At 73.2% G+C, this 23,560-nt stretch carries 16 protein-coding genes; 7 read left to right on the top strand and 9 right to left on the bottom strand.

Features of this window, described 5'->3' with window-relative positions; translation table 11 throughout:
• Window positions 1-21: 21 nt before the first annotated feature.
• The 4 genes from AC5R91_RS22800 to AC5R91_RS22785 are packed head-to-tail and all read left to right on the top strand — an operon-like array spanning window position 22 to window position 3,904.
• Window positions 22-1,425 carry a DUF4910 domain-containing protein gene (locus tag AC5R91_RS22800; protein WP_495393355.1) on the top strand — a complete coding sequence of 468 codons (1,404 nt, stop codon included), beginning with the start codon at window positions 22-24 and terminating at the stop codon, window positions 1,423-1,425.
• On the top strand, window positions 1,418-2,245 hold the full coding sequence (locus AC5R91_RS22795; RefSeq protein WP_495393354.1) for an IspD/TarI family cytidylyltransferase: 828 nt from the start codon (window positions 1,418-1,420) through the stop codon (window positions 2,243-2,245). Before AC5R91_RS22800 ends, AC5R91_RS22795 begins: the two co-directional genes overlap by 8 nt.
• Window positions 2,208-3,134, top strand: coding sequence for a phytanoyl-CoA dioxygenase family protein (locus AC5R91_RS22790; RefSeq protein ID WP_495393353.1), 927 nt, complete (start codon window positions 2,208-2,210; stop codon window positions 3,132-3,134). The genes AC5R91_RS22795 and AC5R91_RS22790 overlap by 38 nt, the downstream gene beginning before the upstream one ends.
• Complete coding sequence (locus AC5R91_RS22785; RefSeq protein ID WP_495393352.1) at window positions 3,131-3,904, top strand: SDR family oxidoreductase; 774 nt, start codon at window positions 3,131-3,133, stop codon at window positions 3,902-3,904. Before AC5R91_RS22790 ends, AC5R91_RS22785 begins: the two co-directional genes overlap by 4 nt.
• Before the next feature lie 255 nt (window positions 3,905-4,159).
• On the opposite strand, the gene AC5R91_RS22780 is transcribed toward AC5R91_RS22785, so the two are convergent.
• Window positions 4,160-5,572 carry a glycoside hydrolase family 26 protein gene (locus tag AC5R91_RS22780; RefSeq protein WP_495393351.1) on the bottom strand — a complete coding sequence of 471 codons (1,413 nt, stop codon included), beginning with the start codon at window positions 5,570-5,572 and terminating at the stop codon, window positions 4,160-4,162.
• A 482-nt stretch (window positions 5,573-6,054) separates the two neighbouring features.
• Here AC5R91_RS22780 and AC5R91_RS22775 point away from each other — a divergent pair, with 482 nt between their 5' ends.
• Together AC5R91_RS22775 and AC5R91_RS22770 are read left to right on the top strand one after the other, a co-directional pair.
• On the top strand, window positions 6,055-7,410 hold the full coding sequence (locus AC5R91_RS22775) for a hypothetical protein (protein ID WP_495393350.1): 1,356 nt from the start codon (window positions 6,055-6,057) through the stop codon (window positions 7,408-7,410).
• A gap of 64 nt (window positions 7,411-7,474) precedes the next feature.
• A complete protein-coding gene (locus tag AC5R91_RS22770; protein ID WP_495393349.1) occupies window positions 7,475-8,146 on the top strand; it encodes an O-methyltransferase in 672 nt (223 codons plus the stop codon).
• 260 nt (window positions 8,147-8,406) lie between these two features.
• On the opposite strand, the gene AC5R91_RS22765 is transcribed toward AC5R91_RS22770, so the two are convergent.
• From AC5R91_RS22765 to AC5R91_RS22730, 8 genes are all read right to left on the bottom strand, one after another.
• The gene (locus AC5R91_RS22765) at window positions 8,407-9,978 is read right to left on the bottom strand and encodes a Wzz/FepE/Etk N-terminal domain-containing protein (protein ID WP_495393348.1); all 1,572 of its coding nucleotides are present in this window, start codon (window positions 9,976-9,978) and stop codon (window positions 8,407-8,409) included.
• Between the two features lie 234 nt (window positions 9,979-10,212).
• On the bottom strand, window positions 10,213-12,531 hold the full coding sequence (locus AC5R91_RS22760) for a hypothetical protein (RefSeq protein WP_495393347.1): 2,319 nt from the start codon (window positions 12,529-12,531) through the stop codon (window positions 10,213-10,215).
• Window positions 12,532-14,509: 1,978 nt separating this feature from the next.
• Window positions 14,510-15,829: a methyltransferase domain-containing protein gene (locus tag AC5R91_RS22755; protein ID WP_495393346.1), complete on the bottom strand. Its 1,320-nt coding sequence runs from the start codon at window positions 15,827-15,829 to the stop codon at window positions 14,510-14,512.
• A 294-nt stretch (window positions 15,830-16,123) separates the two neighbouring features.
• On the bottom strand, window positions 16,124-16,765 hold the full coding sequence (locus tag AC5R91_RS22750) for a dTDP-4-dehydrorhamnose 3,5-epimerase family protein (RefSeq protein WP_495393345.1): 642 nt from the start codon (window positions 16,763-16,765) through the stop codon (window positions 16,124-16,126).
• The gene (locus AC5R91_RS22745) at window positions 16,762-17,790 is read right to left on the bottom strand and encodes an NAD-dependent epimerase/dehydratase family protein (RefSeq protein ID WP_495393344.1); all 1,029 of its coding nucleotides are present in this window, start codon (window positions 17,788-17,790) and stop codon (window positions 16,762-16,764) included. Before AC5R91_RS22745 ends, AC5R91_RS22750 begins: the two co-directional genes overlap by 4 nt.
• A 427-nt stretch (window positions 17,791-18,217) precedes the next feature.
• Complete coding sequence (locus tag AC5R91_RS22740) at window positions 18,218-18,970, bottom strand: serine O-acetyltransferase (RefSeq protein WP_495393343.1); 753 nt, start codon at window positions 18,968-18,970, stop codon at window positions 18,218-18,220.
• Window positions 18,960-19,196: an acyl carrier protein gene (locus AC5R91_RS22735; RefSeq protein WP_251747740.1), complete on the bottom strand. Its 237-nt coding sequence runs from the start codon at window positions 19,194-19,196 to the stop codon at window positions 18,960-18,962. Before AC5R91_RS22735 ends, AC5R91_RS22740 begins: the two co-directional genes overlap by 11 nt.
• Window positions 19,196-21,367 carry an HAD-IIIC family phosphatase gene (locus tag AC5R91_RS22730; protein WP_495393342.1) on the bottom strand — a complete coding sequence of 724 codons (2,172 nt, stop codon included), beginning with the start codon at window positions 21,365-21,367 and terminating at the stop codon, window positions 19,196-19,198. Before AC5R91_RS22730 ends, AC5R91_RS22735 begins: the two co-directional genes overlap by 1 nt.
• 561 nt (window positions 21,368-21,928) lie before the next feature.
• On the opposite strand from AC5R91_RS22730, the gene AC5R91_RS22725 reads away from it, so the two are divergent.
• Window positions 21,929-23,551: a S8 family serine peptidase gene (locus AC5R91_RS22725; protein ID WP_495393341.1), complete on the top strand. Its 1,623-nt coding sequence runs from the start codon at window positions 21,929-21,931 to the stop codon at window positions 23,549-23,551.
• Window positions 23,552-23,560: the final 9 nt, after the last annotated feature.

The raw sequence follows: 23,560 nt of genomic DNA, 5'->3' as shown, positions 1-23,560 counted from the left end.
ATTCCGGACGGATCCGCGACGATGACCGAATCCGCGAGCGTGGCCGGTACAGCCGGCCACTCCGGCCACGTCGGCGACGCCGGCGACCGCGACGGCACCGCGCTCCCGGCCGACCCCGGCCACTGGCTGCACGACCTGGTTGCCGACCTGTTGCCGCCCATGCGCAGCATCACCGGCGAGGGCGTGCGCACGACGCTGCGCACCGTCGCGCGGGCGCTCGGCCCCGACGTGCCGCTCACCGTGCACGAGGTGCCCAGCGGCGCCCCGGCGCTGGACTGGACCGTCCCCCGGGAGTGGAACGTCGGCTCGGCCCGGCTGATCGGCCCCGACGGCAAGACCGTCGTCGACGCCGCCGACAACCCCCTGCACCTGCTGGGTTACAGCACGCCGGTGCGCGCCCGGATGACCCTCGACGAGCTGCGCCCGCATCTGTTCTCGATGCCCGACCGACCGGACTGGGTGCCCTACCGGACCTCGTACTACAACGAGAACTGGGGCTTCTGCCTGACCGATCGGCAGCTCGGCGCGCTGCCCGACGGCGAGTACGAGGTCGAGATCGACACGACGCTCACCGACGGGTCGCTGACCTACGGTGAGATCGTGCTGCCGGGCGAGACGTCCGACGAGTTCCTGATCACCACGCACACCTGCCACCCGGCGATGGCCAACGACAACTGCTCGGGCATCGCCACGGCGACCCTGCTGGCGCGGGCGCTGGCCGCCGGGCCGCGGCGGCACACGTTCCGGCTGCTGTTCATCCCGGGGACGATCGGCTCGATCACCTGGCTGGCCCGCAACAGGGACACCGTCGGCCGCATCCGGCACGGCCTGGTCCTGACCGGCCTCGGTGACCGCAGCGACCCGACCTACAAGCGCAGTCGCCGGGGTGACGCCGCCGTCGACCGGGCCGCCGCGGTGGCGCTGACCGAGACCGAGCGGCCGCACCGGGTCGTCGACTTCTCCCCCTACGGCTACGACGAGCGGCAGTTCTGCTCGCCCGGCTTCGACCTGCCTGTCGGCCGGTTCGGCCGGGGCCAGCACGGCGAGTACCCGCAGTACCACACCTCGGCCGACGACCTTGAGTTCGTCACGCCCGGGTCGCTCGCCGACTCGTTCGCGATCCTGCGGCGCACGATCGAGATCTGCGAGCGGGACCGGACCTGGCGCAACACCGCCCCGTACGGCGAGCCGCAGCTGGGCCGGCGCGGCCTGTACCGCGCCATCGGCGCGACGATGAACCGTCAGGCCATCGAGATGGGTCTGCTGTGGGTGCTCAACCTCGCCGACGGCACCCGCAGCCTGCTCGACATCGCCGAGCGCGCGGGGCTGCCGTTCGACACGGTCGCCGAGGCCGCGGACGCGCTGGCCGGCGTCGACCTGCTCGCCGAGGCAAGCGCCGGCTCCGCGGGACCGACCGGTGGCTGATCTTGCCGCCAGCCCGGGCAGTGCCGGACGGCCGCAGCGGCCGCAGCGGCCCGGCAACTCGGGACCGGTCTGGACGATCGTGCTCGCGGGTGGCGGCGGCACCCGCTTCGGCGGGCCGAAGCAGTTCTTCGACCTCGGCGGCGAGCCGCTGCTCGCTCACCCGGTCGCGGCGGCCCGCGCGGCCAGCGACGGCATCGTCGTGGTCGTGCCCGCGGGAACGGCCGGAAGCTGGTCGCCCCCGCCCGGCGTCCGGCAGGTGACCGGCGGCGCCACCCGGGCCGAGTCGGTCCGGGCCGGCCTCGCCGCCGTTCCCGCGGACGCCGGCGTCATCGTGATCACCGACGCCGCTCACCCGCTGGCCACCTCCGCCCTCTACCGGCGCGTCGTCGACGAGGTCCGGGCCGGGGCCGACGCCGCCGTGCCCGGCCTGCCACTCACCGAAGTCGTCAAAGAGATCCGTGTCGCCGACGAGATCCGGGCCGCCGACGAGATCCGGCCGACGGTGAGCGGGCTCGGTCCCTCCTCCAGGCTGGTCGCCGGGGCTTCGCTGCCGCGGGAGACCCATCGGCTGGTGCAGACGCCGCACGCCTTCCGGGCGGACCTGCTGCGCTCCGTGCACGCAGGCGCCCGCGAGGCGGTGGAGGACTCGGCGATGGTCGCCGAGGCCGGCGGCCTGGTCGTCGTCGTACCGGGCGAACCCGCCAACATCCATGTCACGACGCCGGACGAACTCGCCATGGCCCGGCTTCTTCTCACCCACGTCCGTTCCGAGGGGGAATCCGATGAGTTCGGTACTGGTCGAGTCCACGCTGTCCGATGACGAGCGTCGGGCCAAGCTCTACCAGGGCGACCTGTTCGTCTATGCACCCAGGCCGGCGACCCGCGAGTTCGTCGAGTTCAGCCGCGCGCTGATCCGGGAGGCGTTCGGCGCCCTCGACCCGGAGACGGCGCAGTACCACATGCCCGTCGAGGAGTACGCCGCCCTGCTCGCGGAGCTCAAGCCGCGGTTCATCCACCATCCGACCTGCAAGGAGCTGCTGCCGGCGATCCTCGCCGAGCATGGCGCCGACCCGGCGAAGACCTACTTCGACGTGCCGCGGCTGCGTACCTCGACGTCGGACGACTACCTGACCTCCGGCATCGCCTACGCCTTCCACCCGCACCGCGACACCTGGTACTCGGCGCCGTTCTGCCAGCTCAACTGGTGGATGCCGATCTTCGACATCGTCCCGGAGAACGGCCTGGCCTTCCACCCGCGCTACTTCAGCCAGGGCGTGAAGAACGGTTCCCGCGACTACGACTACTACGAGTGGAACGCCAAGAACCGGGCGGACGCGGCGAAGCACATCAAGTCCGACACCCGCAAGCAGCCCAAGCCGGAGGAGGAGGTGGAGATCTTCCCGCAGACCCGGGTGGTCGCGCCGTCCGGCGGCATGCTGATCTTCTCCGCGGCGCAGTTGCACTCCTCGGTGCCGAACGACTCCGGACGCACCCGGTTCAGCATGGACTTCCGCACGGTGCACTTCGACGACGTCATCAACCACGTCGGGGCGCCGAACGTCGACTCCGAGTGCACCGGCACCACGATGCGGGACTACCTGCGCGGCACGGACCTCACCCGCATTCCCGAGGACATCTGCCTCAGCTACGACACCGCGCCCCCGCGGGAGGACGCCGTGCTGGTGTTCTCCCAGGCGTCGAGCGCGTGACGGCCGGATCCGCGGGCGGCCCGGCGGCGGACGCGGTTCCGCTCGCCGGGCACGTCGCCGTCGTGACGGGCGCGTCCAGCGGCATCGGCCGCGCCACCGCCCTGCGCCTGGCCGCCGACGGCGCCACCGTGCTCGCCCTCGGCCGCGACCAGGCCCGCCTCGACGGCCTCGGCAAGGAGGCGACCGGGCCGGGCACGCTGCTGCCGGTCCGGCTCGACCTGACCGACGACGTGGCCGTCACCGACTTCGTCGCCGAGGTCACCGCCCGCCACGGCCGGGTCGACCACCTGGTGCACAGCGCCGGGGCCTACGCCAGCGCCCGGGTGGACGCGGCGTCGCTGGCCGACCTGGACGCGCAGTACCTCGCGAACGTCCGGGCGCCCTACGCCCTGACCCAGCGGCTGCTGCCCGCCCTGCGGGTCGCGGGGGCCGACGGCGGCGCCGACATCGTCATCGTCAACTCGACGCAGGGCATTCGCGCGGGAGCGGGAGCGGGCCAGTTCGCCGCGACCCAGCACGCCATGCGCGGCTTTGCCGACAGCCTGCGCCAGGAGATCAACGCCGACGGGATCCGGGTCGCCACGATCCACCTCGGCCGCACGGCCACCCCGCGCCAGGAGACGATCTACGCCCGAGAGGGCCGAGAGTACGCGCCGGCGCTGCTCATCCAGGCGGACGACGTCGCCGACCTCGTCGAGTACCTCATTCGGCTCCCACCCACCGCCGAGATCACCGAACTGCACCTACGCCCGGCGAAGAAGAGCTACTAACCAGCGCGGCCGGCGGCGGCCCCGCGCCGCCGGGAGGCGGGAGGCGGGGGAGCGGCGCCCGCTGTCTCTTCCACAGGGATAAATCGGACGACGAACCCTGTGAAAGAGACATGGAGGCGCTCTCCCACGCATCTGCCGCTGACCGTATGAGCCGTCGCCCGTTCCGCGGTCGTCCGAGCGGCTCGCGGCGGTCAGCTCGCAGAGCGAGCCACCGACGCGCCACGGCCCGGCCCGCATGATCTCGGGCGGGGCCGGTCAGCGGGACGTGGGCTGCGTCGGTGGGGCGCCGAAGAGAGCTCGGTAGCGCTGGGCGGCGCGGGGGTTGCTCGGGGGATCGACCAGCGAGGACTGGACGTTGCCCGCATCGGTCGCGGTGAAGTACGCCTCGTAGGCGAGGTTCGCCCGGTTCGCCTGGAACAGCTCGTACATCTTCTGGATGTAGTAAGGGTTGTCCGCGCCGCCGCCCGCCGAGCGGACGACGCCCCATTCCGGCACCGCGAACTTCTTGCCGTGCTCGCGCGCGAACCGGGCGACCGTGCAGGCGCCCGAGTCCAGGTTGCACTGGGCGTCGAAGGTCGCGCGAGTGAACGACGGCGGGTAGGAGTCGTAGGCGTCGACGCTGACGACGTCGACGAACGCATCGCCGGGATAGGCGGCCCAGATGTTGTCGCCGCCCGGCATCGAGTCCCGGTGGGCCGAGATGTTCCAGTCGATGCGGACGCCGGGCGAGGTCGAGCGGATCGCCGTCACCGCCCGCTGGAAGCAGGTCCGCCAGGTGGCGGTGTCGCGCGGGTACCACCAGAACCAGTCGCCGTTGAACTCCCAGCCGAGCCGGACGTAGGCGTCCCCGCGACCGTTGCGTACCAGCGTCCGCCCGAACGTCGCCCAGTTGGCGTCGTAGTCGCCGCGGGCACAGGCGGCCTCGTTGCCGTCCTTCGGAAACAGCGGTTGGGCGACGGACACCTTCCCGGCGTAGGCGTCCGGGCGTAGCCCCGACAGCGGCCAGTCGTCGGCGACGATCTTCTGCCAGTTGTCACGGACGGTGAATACGACGGCAACATCGGCCCGGCGGCCGAGCCAACGTTCCCACTCGGCCAGGTCCTGGGGCGGGTTGGCGTTGGCGCCCGAGGGCCAGGCGACGCCGCGCGCCGGCGGGGCGGGCGAGGTCGATCCGCCACCGCCATGGCCATGGCCATCGCCATCGCCATTGCCACCACCGCCACCGAGCACGACCAGCCCGACGGCACCGAGCACGGTCACGAGGACCGCCGCCAGGCCGGTGACGGCCAACGCCCGTCCGCGTCGTGACGGCGGCAGGCGCCACCGCGATCCGCCCGAGTCGCCGGCTCCACCCGAGTTGCCGGCTCCGCCAGACCCGCCCGAGTCACCCGCCCCGCCGGTCGGGTCGACCCCGGCGGGCGCGTCGTCGGGCTGATCGGGCCAGATCGTCGAGCCGGACGACTCGGGGCCCGTGGACGCGCCAGAGTCCACGGACCCCGAGGTCCGGATGCCCGGCAGCGGCATGGTGCCGGTGTCGGCACCGGGCCGGCCGGGCCCGCCACCCCCCTTGATCGAGACGGCGCGGGTCGGCGAGGTGCCGCCCCGCTGCGGACCGAACCGGTCGGACGGGGGCGGACGCCCTCCCGGCACGATGCCGGAATAGCGCACGTTACACCTCCACGCTGAGGACAGATCGTCGCAGGCGCCGGAACGACCGGACGTCATCGCGACAGCAATGAACGACCGACCCCGCCGCACAGGTACGAGAACAGGCTTCGGCCGCGGACGATAACGCCGCACTGATACGAGGACGCGGGTCTTCACCCAAGAAGTTCCCAGGCCGGAGAACTTCTCCGACCGCGGCCGTCCGGGCGGCCCAGGCCATTATTCACCCGACGGCGCCAGGTTCCCGGAAGACACCACGAGGACGACTGCGGGCGGTGACGGACGGGCGACCGTACGCCCCGGGAATGGGCCGAAGACCACGGTGGGAGGTGTCCGATGGGTGCCGGTTAGACTTGCCGACGGTGCCGTCCACGCACGGCGCACCGGGCCGCCATGCGGGGCCACCCGGCTATCGTCCGCAGCGTTCACCGCCGCCCACCCGGCCGCGGCGCGCCCGCCGACCGAGAACGGGGGACGGGAAACCAGTGGTAACCACCACCCTCACGACCAGGATTCCGCGGTCGTGGGTGATCCCGACCCAGGAGGCGGGCAGCGGCCGGACGGTCAACGACGCGACGTTGCGGCTGCTCACCGTTCTGCTGTTCTTCGAGATCTTCTTTCAGCGGATCGCCATCCCCGTCGGCGGCTCACAGGTCCAGGTGATCCTGCCGATCACCTACGTCTGCGCAGCGATCATGGTCAGGCGCGGCGGCCTGAGCCGGAACTCGGGCCGGATGACCGGCTATCTGGTGGCGATGACGGCGTGCTCGCTGTCGGCTCTCGCCTCCTTCCTGCGGCAGAAGGACAGCACGTCCCTGACGTCGCTGTTGCTGCTGCTGGCGACGTATGTCCCGTTCGTCTTCGGCCTGCGCCCCGCCGACGCCCGGGCGCTGCTGCCCCGGCTGCTCGACCGTTTCCTCATCATGATCACGGTACTGGCCGGGCTGGCCCTGTTCCAGTTTGCGATTCAGCTCGTCGGCGTTCCGTACACCGACGTGGTCAAGGACGTCGTGCCGTCGAACTTCCTGATGCACGGCTTCAACACTTCCTACCCGGTCCAGTACGGATCGTCGCTGTACAAGTCGAACGCCTTCGTCTGTCTGGAGGCGTCGTTCTGCTCGCAGTTCCTCGGTTTCGGCATCGTGGTCTGCGTCCTGCGCAACGGCGGCTGGTGGCGGCTGCTCATGTTCGTGCTGGCGATTCTCAGCACCGTTTCCGGCACCGGTCTGCTGCTGCTGGCCTGCGCGGGCGTGCTGCTGGCCGTCCACAAGGGCGCCAAGTTCGCGTTCACCGCCCTGGTCGGTGTGGGCCTCATCGCCCTGGTCATCAGCTTCACCCCGGCGTCGAGCATCTTCGCGGCCCGGGCGACGGAGACGTCCTCGTCGACCTCCAGCGGCAGCCTGCGCTTCGTCCAGCCCTACCAGCGCACCTGGGACGCGCTCGGCAGCGATCCGGCGACGGTCGCGTTCGGCTCCGGCGCGGGCTTCGCCGACCGCGACGCGGGTGAGTTCTTCCGCCGTACCGGTCTGCCGCTGAACTACGCGCTCGTGCCGAAGCTCGTCCTCGAGTACGGGGTCCTCGGCACGGTGACGTTCCTCAGCTTCATCGTGGCGATGTTCGTCCGCGGCTCGCAGTCGTTCGTACTCTCCGGGTCGGTGTTGATCTTCTACACTGTGCTGTCCGGCGGCCTGCTGGCCCCGGTCGTCACCGGTCTGGGCCTACTGCTCGTCGCCTGGTTCACGGTCACGCCGGAGGAGTCGCTCCGGTTGGCGGACGATCCCGGACCACCGCCGCCGAGCCCCTCGGCCCCCGCGCAGCGCAGGTCCTTCGCGGGCATCTGAACCGCCTCGCCGGGCCCCGGCCGGGCGCTCGGCGCCGAGCTGGCGACCATGGAGGTGCCGACCGGTGGACGACCTGGTGCAGGGCTGGCGAGCCGTCGACGACTATCTCGTCGACACCCTCGTCGACGAGGACGACACGCTGCGGCAGGCGCGGGCCGCGAGCCACGCGGCCGGGCTGCCGCCCATCGAGGTCGCGGCGAACCAGGGCGCGTTCCTGGCCCTGCTCGTCCGCCTGGTCTCCGGGCGGCGGGTGCTGGAGGTGGGCACCCTCGGCGGGTACTCGACGATCTGGCTCGGGCGGGCCGTCGGACCAACCGGCCGGGTGGTCACCCTGGAGGTCGATCCCCGTCACGCCGAGGTGGCCCGGGGCAACCTGGAGCGCGCCGGCCTCGGCGCCGTCGCGGAGGTCGTGCTCGGTCCCGCCGTCGACTCGCTCGACGCGCTGATCGCGGCCCGGCCAGAGCCGTTCGACCTCGTGTTCATCGACGCGGACAAGCAGAACAACGCGCGCTACCTCGCCGCCGCGCTGCGCCTGACCCGCCCCGGCAGCGCGATCGTGATCGACAACGTGGTGCGCCGCGGGGCGGTCCTCGACGCCGGCAGCGCGAACCCCGACGTCCAGGGGACCAGGGCCGTGCTGGACCTGGTGCGGGCGGAGCCGCGGCTGACGGCGACCGCGCTGCAGACGGTGGGCAGCAAGGGCTGGGACGGCTTCGTCCTCGCACTCGTCGGCTAGCCGCGGTGATCTGACCGGAAACTCGCGGCCGGCCCATCGCCGCGCCTGCACCTGCGCGTCTGCCGCACCGCCGGGGGCAGGGCCACCGAGGGCAGGGCCACCTGCGGTGCGACCTGTACGGCCTGGCCCCCGAAACCGTACCGAACGCACCGCAACCGGCGCGGCCCCGCTCCTGGCGTGGAGCGGGGCCGTCGTTGTCGCTCTGGTGAGTGCCGCCGGGCAGCCGTCCTGCGGAGCGGGCTGCTGCCGGGCGGAGCGGGTTACCGGGCGGGGCGGGCGTAGCGGTCGGTGGCCTCCGGGTCCATGCCGCCGCGCTTGCTCGGCGGGCCTTCGCCGCCCACCGGCGAGTTCGACGTGATCGTGTCAACCGAGGAGCGACGCTCCGGGGCGGCGTTGCCGGTCACCCGGCGGATGCCGGTCCGGCCGTCGTGGACGACGCCGACGACGCGCTCGGCGAGCGCCGGCCAGTCCCGCGGCACCTGCTCCAGCTCCTTGAGGTGCGTCTCGGTGGACGTGATGACCACGACCGCGTCGGCCTGGATCGCCGACGCCGCGGTCATCGGCAGCTCGGCCAGCGCCGAGGTGACCAGGATGACCAGGTCGACGACGGGCGCGCGATCGGCGAGGATCGGCGCGAGGCCACCGGGGCGCGCGGCCCGGGCCGGCGAGACCCGGTTGTACAGGATGTGCCCGCGGCCGGTGCCGGACGAGCGGGCCAGGCAGGTCGGCTCGTGCGCCCAGCGCGGCAGCTCCCCGGAGGTCGCCCTCGGCAGGCCCTCCAGCGACGCCCGCACCTCCGAGGACGGGGAGGTGTCGAGGATCAGCACGACGCCCTGGTCGTCCGACCAGGCGGCGGCCACGGAGGAGACGAGGTCGGCGGCGAGGTCCCCGCGCGACGCCGGGGTGAACGCGACCACCTTGCTGGTCGGCGACATCACCGCCGACATCGCCGAGACGAGTGTCTCGGCCGCGCTCGCCGTCGTGCGCCCCGGCTCCAGCGCCGCGATGAGCGGGACGCCGAGGGTGTCCGACGGGTTGTGCGGGTCGAGGATCGTCGGCCGCCGCTGGTACATGATCCAGACGGCCGCGATGGAGCCGAGCAGGCCCACGATCACCGCGACGAGGACGTTGCGCAGCAGGTTGGGACCGCCCTGACCGTCGGCGACCGGCGGCTCGGCCAGCTTGACCGCGGAGCTGCCCAACACAGCCGCAGTGCGGGCATCGGCGATCTTCTGGTTCAGCTGGTTGATCTGGCTGGTGCGCACGCCGGCGTCGTTGGCCGCGGCTACATCCGTGCCCTGGTTCGCCGCGGTCCCCTCCTGGACAAGTTGGTCACGCAGCTGCTTCAGCGCGTTCACCGAGGCCTCGCTGTTGGCGCCGTAGCTCGTCAGCAGCGTGCTGTAGGCCGTCTCGGCCGACTTGACCAGGGAGTTCGCCGCCTCCTGCGAAGGCCCCTTGCCCTTGATGACGAAGAAGTAGCCCTCGTCCGACGGGGAGGTGCTCAGCCGGCTCGACACGTCCGCCTCGGACAGCTTGAGGTCCTTCGCGATCACCGCCACCGCTGCCGAGGACTGGGCGAACTGCGCCTGGGTCTGGACGAACCGGGTGGCGTCGACCGAGTTGGCGCCCAGCGTGCCCGAGTCGGTCGAGAGGAAGACCCGCGCGCTCGACGCGTAGCTGGCCGACTGCGCCTTGGAGTAGATGGCCGCCAGCGCCGCGAAGATCACAACCACGATGACGATGATCAGCAGCCGTGGCTGGACGATGCGGAACAACGAGGGAGCGGACGGGGCCCGGCTGGTCTCGCCACCCGCCTGTGCGTTGCGGCTCATGACGTGCCCGCCTCGGACTCAGGACGGGCGGACCGGGCCCGCACGCGGATCGGAGGGCCGGCGAGCTGACGCACCGACACCTCCAGCAGGACGTGAAGCGGACTCAAAGTGGCCCCCCACAGGAGCATCCGGCCCGATTGCCGGACCACGGTCTAGATCTGACGAACCGATTTGTGAGCATAGCCGATAGCGGATAGTAAACGGTCATAGCTATGACTGGCGCCGTGATGGCGCTCAGGTGTCGCGTCTGCCACGCCGCGGGCCGGTTGCGCGACGATGACCGTCGCGCTGACCTCCCCGGGCGAGACCCCTACCGTCCACATCATCCACCGGCCCGATACCGCGCTCGGATTCACCCGACTTCCCCCGCGGCGATGGACGGTCACGATCCGTGCGGGCCGGGCGCGGCCGCGGAAGTTCCCGTCGTAACTCTTCCGGGACGTCAGATTTCCGAACTTTTGTCGAGTTATTTCCGTCCCGTCGTTTTGCGCTGGACCTATCACGCCGCGCCGAACCTTCGGGCAACTCCCACCCGCCGGTCATTTCCGCCTCGTCGAATGCACCGGCGGCCGGGCGGCCGCCGGCCTGCCGCCGTCCCCCGGAAGAACGTTGGTCCTGGCGTGATCGTCCCCGTTCCGGCGACCAGCCGCCCGCGGGGCCGGGATCGGCGCCGCCGCGCGGCGCCCCGGCCGACACCGGCTCGGGCGGCCTCGCCCCCCGGTCCGACCACCCCGCGCGGCCACCCCGCCCCTCCCCTGGCCCGGGCCGCCGCGACTCGCGCCCACGGGCACCACCACCACCGCCGGATTCGCCGGTGCGCGGGCGCGCCGGATCGACGGCGGCTCCCGACTCGCCCTGCGCCGCGCGCAGCGCCGCCTGCTCGGCGTCGTGTTCGCGCCCGAGCCGGCGGAGCAGAACGAACCACACAGGAGCAATAGCCCAGAAAGCAATGTTGAATCCGATCACCGCGCCGCGGGCCTCGCCGAGAACCGCCCCGAGGATGGGGAATCCGAGCAGCATCGGGGCGAAGGCCGCGTTCAGCCTAAAAGTGATCTTGGTCTTTCCGAGCGCGTAGACCATGCAGGCCGGTCCCACCGGGACCGCCGCCGCGAGATAGTGCAGGATCGACAGGCCCAGGATGCCCTTCGTCCCGTCCCAGGTGTCGCCCAGCAGGGCCTGGCCATAGCGCTCCGGCAGGAAGTAGAAGATCAGGCTCCAGGCGGCGCCGATCGCGAGGACCAGCCCGGACAGGGCATACGCCGCCCGCTCACGGGCGTGCACGTTCATCGAGGTCCGCTTGGAGAACTCGGGTAGCGCGAAGCTGACCACCCCGACCCCGACGACCGTGGTCGGACCGAGCAGCGTCCGCGCGCCCTGCAGGGCACCGATCGTCGACAGCGACCCGACCGCCCCGATGGCCAGCATCGACGTCTGCAGGGCGCCCTGGACCGTGATGAACTCCGCCGCCAGGTACGTCGAGTCCGTCCTGTTCTCCGCCAGCCACCGCCTGGTCGCCCCGGGCGACGGCCAGAAGCCGGCCTGGACGATGCCGATGAGGGCGGCGACCAGGGCCGAGGCTCCCCAGGCCAGCAGCAGCGGGGACGACTCGGTCACCCCGCGGTGGACGAGCAGCCAGATCCCGAGCACCTGGACGGCGGCCCACACGAGGTCGTTGAGGAACGCGCCGAACGGCCGCCCCATGGCGAAGAAGACGTACCGCCAGGCGTCCTGCAGGAGCAGGCCGGGCAACACGAAGCCCATCGCCGTCAGTGACGATCCGACGGGCCCGCCGACGGCGAGACCGACGCCGACGAACCCGACGCCGATCCCGATGCCGAAGACGAACGACGAGCCGGTCGTGGCCGAGGCGGCCGACCGGAACGACGACGGCGTCGCGCCCGAGTAGTGCATGCTCAGCGGCATGCAGGTCGCGCCACGGGACAACCCGATCACAATGGCGAACAGCGTGTAGGCGATCCCGAACGCGCCATACTCGACATCGCTGACCTGGCGCGCGATGAGGAACGAGATCGCGGCGTTCGTCGCGCTGGAGATGGCCTGGTCGGCGAGGGTCCAGATCGCCTTCGAGCGGGTGCTGGGGCCGCCCCCGCCGGGGCCGGGCCCCCGCCCGGGATCGTCGACCTCGTCAGGATCGTCGTCGTCGACGCGGCGGGCCCGGTCGGCACGGCGGCCACGGTCGTCGGCCACCCCGCCGACGTCGGCCCGGCGCCGCGCCGTGCCGCCCGCCCCCGCGCCACGCCGATCGATGAGCCCGGTGTCCGGATCGTCGACGAGGCCCTTGTAGGCCGCGCCGGTGCCCGACGGATCGGACCGGGCGCCGGGACGCGGCCGGCCGGGCAACGACCCGCGGGAGACCACCTGGGTGGACTCCACGTCCGCCGGGGCGGCTCGCCGCCGCCGCCGGTGCGAGCGGGGCGCGGGATCCTCGACCCGGGCGATGACCTCGGTCTGTTCGACGCGGAGGCGGTGCTGCAGGGCGCTCAGGTCGATCGTCGAGGTGATCGTGTGCGGCAGCGGGCTACCGCCCGGCAACCGGCGCAGCCCGGGCAGCGCCGAGGTCTCCGGCGAACTCGGCCCCGCACCCGCACCGCCCCCGGCATCTCCCGGCCCCGGCTGCGGCCCTGGGCCTGGGCCTGCGGCCGGACTTGGGCCTGAGACTGCGGCTGCGGCTGCGGCTGGAGCTGCGGTTGGGGCTGGGCTTGGGGCCGGATAGGTAGGTCCGAACCCGGGCAGGCTGCCGCCCACCTCGGGACCGCCGGCCTCGACGGACCGGGTGGAAGCCCGCGGCGCCGTACTGACCGCGATCCAACCCAGACCGGCGGATTCCGCCGGCATCCGTGCTCCCGGCGCAGGCCGCGAACCATCTTGAGGGTCCGGACCCGACGGCACGCCAGGACCCGACGGCACGCCAGGACCCAGCAGCACACCAGGACCCGACGGCGCACGGCCTTCCCGCGACCCGCGCGGACCCGAGGGGGAGCCGGGCCCCGAGGGCCCAGCGGAGGCCGGCGGGACGGATCGCACCCCGGGTTCCACGGTGATCGGCGAGGGCACCTGCCCCGCGAGTGGACCAACGGGTGGCGCCGGGGTGAGTCGCGGCAGCCCGGCGGGGGTTCGTTCGGGTGGTGTGGGCGCCGGACCCGGAAGTGAAGCCCCCACGCCCGGCCGGGACGATGCGGTCCAGCCGGGCAGCCGGGATCCGGTCCTGCCGGGGGAGGTCGGGTTCCGGCCTCCCGGGACCTGGCCTGCCGGCCCGTGGCCCGGCGGCGTCCAGCCTGTCGGGACCTGGCCCGCCGCAACGTGGCCCGGCGCAGTCTGGCCCGGCGGGGGCTGGCCCGGCCTATTCGCCGAAGTCTGGCCCGGCGGAAACTGGCCCCGCATCTGGCCCGGCGGGGGCTGGCCTGGCGGGGGCTGGCCCGGCCTGACGTGGCCCGATCTGGCCTGGCTTCCCGGGGCGTGGCCCGATGGGGTCTGCCCTGCTGGCGCCTGGCCCGGCGAGACCTGGCCCGCCGGGCCGCGGGCCGTCGGGGCCGGTCCGGTGGGAACGCGTCTCGCGATCGGCGCCTGACCTGCCGGGTAGCCGGCCGGCGGCGACGTCGGGACGCGGCCCACGGCGGGAATCCGCCCCCGCCGGGTCCCATCCGGCGGCGACGGGCGACCAGGGGAGGTGCCCGATCCGGCGGGGTAGGCACCCGGCGACACCGGTGGCCGGTGATCCGTGGCAGGGGGCCCGGCGCCGGACGTCGGGGCCGGGGATGCGGTCGGGGTCCGACGGGGGTCGGGCGGGCCGCTCAGCGGTTGCCCCCCACCGGGCTGTCGCCCCGGACCGGGCGGTGGAGGCCACGTTCCGGACCCGGTGACCTGGGGGTGCGGCGGCACGGGCTGCTGGCCCGGCCAGGCCGGTACGCCGAGCGCCGGCTCGGGCGTACCGGGGTGCCCCGGGGGCTGACCCCACGGTCCGGCGCCGGGTCGGTCGGGTTGTCGGCCGCCCGGGGCCGGTCCCGTCCGGTCGGGGGGCAGGCCCGCGGGGGCCGCCGCGGGACGCCCATCCGGGCCGGTTTCCCAGCCGGGGCGGGGAACTCGGGAGACCGGAGGCGCAGGGTTGCCCGCAGACACAGGATTGCCCGCAGACACAGGGCTGCCCGGAGACGCCGGGTTGACCGGAGGAGGCGCCTGGGGAGGTGCAGGCTCGGCCCAGGTCTCCGGCGGGATCGCCGAGGACACTTCGAAGCCCACGAACGCCGGATCGTAAGCGCGCGCGGGGCTGCGCCGGCCGCCGGGCGCCGGAGATCCGTCCGGCGCCGGCGCGCCCAACCGGGGGACGTGCGGGGTCTGCTCGACGGGGTGCGGGTCCTCGGGCGGCGGATCTTCGGGCCAGCCCGAGGCCCGTAGGTCCAGATCGATGTCCGTCATGCTCGCTCTCCCGACCGACGACGCCGGCCCGGCGCCCGCGACCCGGATGGCCGCGGGCGGAGATGACGACGACCCCATACCACGATGCAGGACCCGCCTACAGCACGACCGGCCGGGGTACCGGCACGATGAAGGAACCGCCGCGCGCGGCGTACTCCTCCTGCTGGGCGATGATCTCCTTCTTCACGTTCCAGGCCAGTAGCAGCAGGTAGTCGGGCTGGCGCTCCAGCAGGACGGCGGGGTCGAGGATCGGCAGCCGCGCCCCGGGGATGTACTTGCCCTGCTTGTGAACATTGCGGTCGACCACGAAGTCGATGAGGTCGGTGGTGATGCCGCTGGAGTTCAGCAGCGTCGCGCCCTTGGCCGCGGCGCCGTAGGCAGCGACGGTCTTCCCTTCGGCCCGCAGCGACCGCAGCAGAGCGACCAGCTCCTCCTGCACGGCGCGCACGTCGTCGCCGAAGGTGGCGTACCGCGCGAACGCGTCGAGGCCCGCGGCCCGCTCGGCGCCGAGCACGGCCGCGACCGACTCGGCCGGCTCGGCGGCCGCAGCGTGCTGCATGCTCCAGCGCAGTGTCCCGCCGTGCAGCTCGGGGAACTCCTGGACGCCGACGAGTGCCAGGCCGTGGCGGCGCATGAGGGCGTCCACCGCGATGGTGGAGAAGTAGCAGAAGTGCTCGTGATACACCGTGTCGAACTCGGTGTGGGCCAGCAGTGCGCCGACGCCCGGGTTCTCGACGTCGACGAGCCCGCCGTCGGCGAGCAGGATCGAGAAGCCCTCGACGAAGCTGTTGAGGTCGGGGACGTGGGCCATCACGTTGTTCGCGATGATCACGTCGGCCCGCAGGCCCTCCGCGACGAGCTGGCGGGCCAGGTCCGCGCCGAAGAACTCCTCGCGGGTCGGCACGCCGGCCTCGCGGGCGGCGGCGGCCGGACCCGGCGTCGGCTCGATGCCGAGCACCGGGATGCCCCGCTCGACGAACGCCTTGAGCAGGTAGCCGTCGTTGCTGGCGACCTCGACGACCAGGCTGTCCGGGCCGAGGTTGCGGCTGGCGATCAGGTCGATGACGTGCTTCTCGGCGTGCCGGACGAGCATGTCCGAGAACGACGAGAAGTACGGGTAGTCCTCGTCGAAGATCTCCGACGCGGGCAGCTCGTGGGTGAGCTGGACCAGCGCGCAGGACTCGCAGAAGCCGACCTCGAGCGGGAACGACGGGTCGGTGGCGTCAAGGGCGTCGGCGCGCACCAGGCGGTTCGCGATGGGCGTCGCCCCCAGGGAGAGGAACAGCCGCGGGGCTGCCCCGCCGCAGGACCGGCACGCGGTGACCGGCGTGGCGATGCCGCCGGAGGTGGCCGGCGACTGGTTCGCGTCGGCCGCGACGGTTCCACTACCGCCCTGGGCCGGGTTTCCGGATGACATGCGCTCCCCTTGGTGAGATGTCGGCATCGATCTGCCCGCGTCGGTGCCTGGTGCACGGCCCGACGGGCCGGACGCGGGTGTACCGGTCGGCCCAGCGAGCCGAGCGGTGTGGCGACCGCACATCCGGCGCAGGGATGTGGCGGTCCGGGAAACAGCCTGATCTTCACGGCACCGGGGTCAGGTGCCGCGTCGCCCTCCGGGGCGGAAGAGTAGCGCCCGCATCCCCGCCGGCGTTGAGTTTTGCAGGCCCTGGGAGTGATCAGACAACGGGGGGCGGTTGCGACGACAACGGATTCAGACCGTGACGCCGGTGGCACCGAGGATGTGAGCCGCCTCATGGTCGGCATCCGCCGCCGATGACGCCGCGGCACCGTCGCCGGGCAGCCCGAGCGGCCCCCCGGCCGGCCCGGCCGCGAGCAGCGGCCAGGCCCGGTCCTTGTCGGAGATCACCGACACCGGCAACGGCCAGGCGATGCCCAGGCGCGGGTCGTCGAAGCGCAGCCCGCGATCGTGTCCCGGGATGAAGGGGACGTTCATCTGGTACGTCGCCTCGGTGGCGTCGGCCAGCGTCTGGTAACCGTGCGCGAGCCCCGCGTCGATGAACAACGCCCGGTGGTTGTCGGCGGACAGCTCGACCGCGACGTGGCGCAGGTACGTCGGCGAGTCCGGCCGGGGGTCGACCACGACGTCGAGCAGCGCGCCGCGGGTGCAGCGGACCAGCTTGGTCTCGCGAACGGGTTCGCCGGCCCAGTGCATGCCGCGGATCGTGCCGGCCGTGGCGTTGAAGGCCACACTGCACTGGGCCACGTCGACGGCGAGCCCGGCCGCCGCGAACTCCTCGGCGCAGAACGTCCGGGCGAACATGCCCCGGGCGTCGGTGAACGCCTCGACGTCGACGATCCACACCCCGGCGATCGCCGTCGGGGTGACGATCACGGATGCGCCCAGAACAGGTCGGCGTCGAGCTGGCCGGTGCCGATCAGGTACTGGAGCTGCTTGAGCCGGGTGTGCCCGCGGCCGGTGAAGGTCTCCGGGTCGAGCTGGATGCGGCTGAAGACCTCGTGGAGCTGCTGGGCGCCGCGCAGCGCGTTCCAGTCGCAGGAGAACCCGGGCAGGGTGCTCGCGATCTTGTCGAAGGACACCCGGTAGCTGCGGTTGTCGCCGCCGTTGTCGCCGAAGCTCAGCTTGCACCCGGTGAAGACGCTGGCGACCGCGTCGGCGATCTCCTTGACCTGGTAGTTCTGCTCGCTGTCGCCCACGTTGAAGACCTGGTTGTGGATGACGTCACGCGGCGCGGTCAGCGCGAGGCGGATCGCCTTCGCGATGTCGAGGCCGTGGACCAGCGGGCGCCAGGGGGTGCCGTCCGAGGTCATCGCGATCTCACCGGTCGTCCAGGCGACGCCGGCGAGGTTGTTCAGCACGATGTCGAACCGCTGCCGCGGCGAGGCGCCGTAGGCGGTGGCGTTGCGCAGGAAGGTCGGCGAGAAGGAGTCGTCGGCCAGCGGGGCGACGTCGCGCTCCACGTAGACCTTGCACTCGGCGTATGGGGTCTGCGGGTTGACCGGCGAGGTCTCCGTGACGTCCTCGCCGGTCGCCACGCCGTAGACGCTGCACGAGGACATGTAGACGAACCGTTCGACGCCGGCCTGCTTGGCGAGGTTCGCCAGCCGCACCGAGCCGAGATGGTTGACCTTGTACGTGACGTCCGGCGCGAGCGCGCCCAGCGGATCGTTGGACAGCTCGGCCATGTGCACCACGGCATCGACGCCCGCGAGATCCTCGACGGTGAGGTGGCGCAGGTCCTTGTCGAGAGTCAGCGGGGTCCGGTCCGTCCCGCGGTACAGCCAGCCGTACTTGTAGTAACCAGTGTCCACGCCGATGACCTCGTGGCCATCGCGCATCAGCTCGGGTGCAAGCAGGCACCCCAGGTACCCCTCCGTGCCCGTCACGAGCACCTTCATCCGCGAGTCCTCTCCATGTCGGCCGCGGGGTGGCCCGATCGGGCCAGACGGTCCGGCCTCAAACCGTACCGACTCGGTTCCGGCTCTCGTCCCGCGACCCGACCGCCGACATCCCGCGGAGTGCCAGCCGCCACGAGGCCGGCGCACTCCGCCACCCTTGTTCACCCCCCGACTACCGAGAAGCAAGCGGCGAAGCTGCCCGAGGCGGCAGACCCGGCACGGAGCAGGGGACACGGAGCAGGGGACAACGAGGCGCTGCTGGCGCGGCCGCAGCGGCGTCTTCGCCCCCGCGGGGAAGGTGGCGTGCATGGGAACGGCGCCACCTGTCTCTTCCACAGGGATAAATCGGACGCTGAACCCTGTGGAAGAGACAGATGGGCGCTTTCCCACGCAGCGGCCTCAGGACGACGGCGCGGATCTGCCTGGATCAGCTGGTCGGGGGGCGCATGATCCGGGCCGGGGCGGCGAAGACGGTGGAGCCCGGGGGCACGTCCGTCATCACGATCGAGCCGGGGCCGATGCGGGCGTCGTCGCCGATGGTGATCGCGCCGAGGAGGTGGACGCCGGGGGCGAGCTCGACCCGGGCGCCGATCTTTGGCACGTCCCGCGGTGACGCCGAGCCGCCGGCGTAGCCGATGGTCAGGTTGTGTCGCAGCGTGCAGTCGTCGCCGATCTCGCAGAACGGCGGGATCAGGATCGTCTGGTGATGGCCGATGTGGACCCGCCGGCCGAGGCGGGCCTTCTCGGAGAGCTCGACTCCGTAAAGGTTCCGGATGACGAGGTTGTTGAGCACCTTGTAGACCACCGTGAGCGCGGCGCGCAGCGGCTGGCGCCGGGTCCGCCGCCACTGCCCGAGGCGGTAGACCGCGAGCACGTGCAGGCCCGGATGGGCGAACGAGCCGTAATGCCGCCGGAAGTCCTCCCGCAGGATCTCCCGCAGACCCAGCTCGGACGCCTCCCGGCGGTCGGTCTCGGCATCAGCGGCCGGGGCTGGCGCGGCTGCGTCGTGCGGCGCGGTGACGTCGTCCGGTGCGGTGATCGGGAGGGCGGGTGACCCGATCACGGCACCGGTGGTTCCCGGGTCGGGGCCGTGAGCGGTGGAGCCGTTGGGCGTGGACGGGAGGCTCCCGGGTTCGCGGGGGGCCATTCCGTTGCGGGCGGAGCCGGCCTCAGTGGACACCGCTGAGCTCCTCGATGTGCTCGCGCATGTCACCGACGGTGGCGAAGCTGGCGAGCCGGTCGTCGGCGATCTGGATGGAGAACTCCCGCTCGACGGCGTAGATCAGGTTGATGTGCGCGAGCGAGTCCCAGCCGGGAACGTCCTCGGCCGTCATCGTGTCGGAGACGATGAGGTCGTCGTCGCTGAAGATCTCCCGGAAGATCTGCTGGAGTCGATCCTGCACCATCACCTTGGCACCTCTTCCATCCTGCGGTCCTGCGGCCGCGTCTGGGCGAACACGTGGGAGGACAGCTCGGCGGGCGGCACGCCCGGCATGCCCGGCATGCCCGGCCGGTCGGCCCCGTCCGGGTCGACGCCGGCCGCCGCCACGACGACGCGCACCAGGGCGGGCGGCGCATACGGCGCGTCCGCGGTACGGGACCAGTGGGTCGTGCCCGGCGCGGACGGATCGTCCGGCGCGTCCACCCGGGTGAAGCCCAGGCGTTCATAAAGGCCCGCGACCAGGGCGTTCTTCGGTGACGGGCGAAACTCGCCGACGACCCGGGCAAGCCCGCGCCGGCGCGCCTCGGCGAGGAGCAGCCCGGCGACCTCGTCCTCCAGGGTCCGGCCGATCACCCGGCAGCTCATCAGCCAGGTGTCGACGGCCAGGGCGTCGCCCGCCTCGACCGCGATGACCACGGCGACGAGGCCGTGGTCGGCGAACCGGTCGGCGAGGCGGACGCAGAGCACGGCCGTGCCGGGGTCGGCGGCGAGCCGGGCGATCTCGTCGGCGCCGCGGCGGCGCCCGGTCAGGTTGAACTGGTTGGTCTTGCCGACGAGCTGGGCGACCCGGGGCAGGGTCAGCTCGTCGAGCGGGACGACGGTGGCCGTCATGTCCAGCCCCCGGTGGAACTCCGCCAGTGAGGGCGCCGCGGCCTCGGCGGCGGCGAGTTCGGCCCGGGCCCGGTAGGTCGCCGTCCGCGCGGCGTCCTCCGCGGTGAGCGCCGCCGTCTCGAAGAACGGGTAGTCGGCCAGCGCCCGGACGTAGCCGTGCGGGTCGGCGGGCAGCGCGAGGACGTCGACCTCGCCGACGAGCTGACGCACCGCCTCGCGCTCGGCCGGGTTGTCGTCGACGAAGACGAGGGCGTCGAGACCGAGGCCGAGAGTGGCGGCGATCCGGCGCAACTGGGTCGGCTTGTCGTCCCAGCAGGCGCTGAACATCGCGATGTCGTCGAGGCGCAGCCGCATGCCGGGGTGGCGCTCGAACGCCTCCCGCGCGTCGGCGTCGTTGTTCTTGGAGCAGACGGCGAGCACGACGCCGCGGTCCTTCAGCTCGACGACGTAGTCCTGGAAGGCGGCGAAGGCCTCGCCGACAGCGCCGTCGCCGAGCGCGATGCCGGCGAGCCCCTCCTCCCCCAGCACACCGCCCCACAAGGTGTTGTCGAGGTCGAGGACCAGGCATTTGCGGCTGACGCCGAGCTGTGCGCCGATCACCGCCGCGGTGTGCCGGGCGAGCAGCGGTACCTGCGCGAGCGACACCGCCTGCTTGGAGCGATGCCAGTAGCGCGCGTCGAACCAGGCCCGCTTGCCGACGTCGGCGGCGAGGCGCTCGCAGTCGACCAGGCCGATACCGTCCCCGGCGGCGCGGCCGAGCTCGGCGTTGACCCGGGCGAGCAGGGTCGGGCGGGCACCGCCGGTGCGCAGCGCCAGATGCCCGAGGGCGACCTCGCCGGGCACGGCGAAGGTGTGCTGGACGATCCGGGCGCCGCAGCGGGCGCGGATCGTCTCCCACAGCGCAGTCCAGCGGCGCACCTCGGCGGCGACCGTGGCGTCCGGCCCGCCGGCGGCCGCCGGCTCATCTCCGACGGCCGGCGTACCCCCGACGGCCGGCTCATCCCCGACGGCCGGCTCGCCTCCGACGGCCGACAGGGCCGCCTCGCCGGCGTGCACGGCGAGCACGACCACGTCCGGAGCGAAGCTGTACAGCCCGCTGCCGGGGTCGAGGATCTCCTGGCGGTACTGCCCGTAGCCGCACTCGTAGGTCTCGATGGCGACGCCCGCCCGCGCGGCCGCGAGCGGCAGCAGCGCCGCGAACTGGGACGTCGTGTAGCTACCGAGGACGGCGACCCGGGCCGAGCGCGGCAGCGGCGCGACGGCGGGCAGACAGCGGCGCAGCACGCCGGCCGCCGCCGACCAGGCGCCGAGGTCGCCGTCGGTATCGGTGAGCGCCAGCGCCCAGCGCACCGCCCCGTCCGGGTCCCCGGCGCGCTCGTGTGCGACCGCGAGGTCGCGGCACAGCGCGGCGGTCGGGATCTCGCTCGCGGCGGCGAGCGCGGTCAACTCGGCGATGCGTCCGTCGCGCGGCGGCGCCGGCCGGTCAGGCCCCACCCCCGCGCCGGTGTCCCCACTTTCGGTCATCCCTGTGGCCCCTCTCGTGGTGACCCGTCACGGCCACCGCATCCGGCCACCCAAACTCTACCCTCACGTGAGAGTTGGTTCGAACGGAACGGCGGGGACGGGCGGCGGCGATATCCACCGGATATCCACGGCGGCCGCGGCCGTGGCGACAACAGGAACACCACGGATGTTCCGCCCGAAATCCGGCATCCTTCGCGGCTCGAGGCGGTCCACCGGAGGCGAACGCGACGGCGCCGAGCCGCCGCGACGGCCGGCCGACACAGCCAATCCGCAGCCGTAATCGCCAAATTACACACTGTAGTAGCCGTTCCGCCGCAGCGACGCCGCGCCGCCGCGTCCGGCACTCCGGCGCACCTCGGGTCCGGGCCGGAGACGCGCCGATGGTTGCGCCTTACCAGGTCAACAGGGGTGTATCTGTTTACTTCTCGACAACGGCGCGCATAGGGCCGGCAATATGGAAAACTGCCTCACACGGCGACGCCGATCGCGCCTTTCCGCTCGGCCACCCGTGATCCCCCTCAGCGCGCCGAGTGGCACGTCCCGGGAGGCAGGACCCCCCTCATGCAGCACCGCGCCATGCCCCGCGGTCCCGATGGGACGGTGCCCCGCGGTCCCGATGGGACGGTCGTGTCGCGCCGGGCCCTCAGGGCGGTGCTGGCCGTCCTGGCGGGGCTGGTTGGGTCCGTCCTCGGGGGGCCGCTGCTCGCCACACCCGCCGTCGCCGTTCCGGGCGTCGTCGTTCCCGCCCCCGTCGCCCCCGCGCAGGGCTCGCAGTGGTACCACGCGGTGCTCGGACTCGCCCAGGCGCAGCGGATCAGCGAGGGCGCCGGGACGGTGGTCGCGGTCATCGACGGCGGGGTCGACGCCGGCCACCCCAAGTTGCAGGGCCAGGTTCTGCCCGGCGCCGGCATCGGGCCGGGGGCGGCTTCCGACGGGTGGCGCGACGACGATCCCGACGGCCACGGCACGGCCATGGCGGGCCTGATCGCGGGGCGCAACGACAACGGCCGACCCGAGGTGCGCGGCATCGCCCCAGCCGCCCGGATCCTGCCCATCTCGACCGGTGCCGAGGCGGACTCGGCGGAGGTCGCCCGCGGCATCCACCGAGCCGTCGATCTCGGCGCGGACGTCATCAACCTCTCCCTCGGCTCGGCCGGCGCCGCGACCCCCGACGAGCGGGAGGCGGTGGCCTACGCCTTCGCCCACGATGTGGTCGTGGTCGCCTCCGCCGGCAACGTGGAGACCGGCGACAGCGAGATCAACTCGCCGGCGAACATCCCGGGTGTCGTCGCCGTGACCGGCTCGACCGCGCGGGGCGACTTCTGGCGCGGCTCGTCCCGCGGAGCGCGGGCCGTCATCGCCGCCCCGGCCCCGGGCATCCGGGCGCCGGTGCCGACGAGGGTCTCGCCGGACGGCCTGGACACCGGCGCCGGCACCTCGAACTCGGCCGCGATCGTCTCGGGAGTGGTCGCGCTCATCCGGTCGGCCCGGCCCGACCTGGACGCGCCCAACGTCATCAAGCGGCTCGTCTCCACCGCGCGGGACGCCGGGCCACCGGGGCGCGACGTCGAGTTCGGTTTCGGCATCGTCGACCCCGTCGCGGCGCTGACCCAGCCGGTGCCGGCCGTCGCCGCCAACCCCCTGCTCGCGACTCCGACCCGCTGGGGCACGGCCGGCCAGGCACCCGCCGATGCGGATCCCACCGAGGACGGGTCAGGCGACGACGGCCCGGGCGGGTCCGGCGGGTCCGGCGGCGCGGGCGGGTCCGGCGGCGCGGGCGGGTCCGGCGGCGCGGGCGGGTCCGATCCGAACGGCGGCGGTGACCTCGGCCCGCAGGCCGCCGCGTCGGCGGTGCCGCCGACGGCGGCCGGTGGGCGGGCGGAACCAGCGGACGGCACGGCCACGCCGCCGGGCCCGACCGCCGGCGGCCCCAACGAACCCGCCGGCGGCCCCGGGCACGGGCACGGGGCGGCCTCGGGTGGCGGGCAGGGCCAGAATCGGGACGGCGGCTCGGCGGCGGCCGGCGCCGGCGGCCCGGGTGGCCATCCCGGCATCCTGTCCGCGCTGGCCTGGGTCGGCGGGCTGGCCCTGGCCGTCTGGCTGGGCGGCGTGCTCGGCGTGGGCGCGCACCTGCTCTCCGTCCGGCGAGCCACGACGCACGGGGGCCCACGCGCCCACTCCTAACATGGCCAC

The sequence above is a fragment of the Frankia sp. BMG5.60 genome (assembly GCF_059428125.1).
The sequence above is the reverse complement of the archived record's forward strand: the minus strand, read 5'-3'. Positions and strand labels throughout refer to the sequence as shown.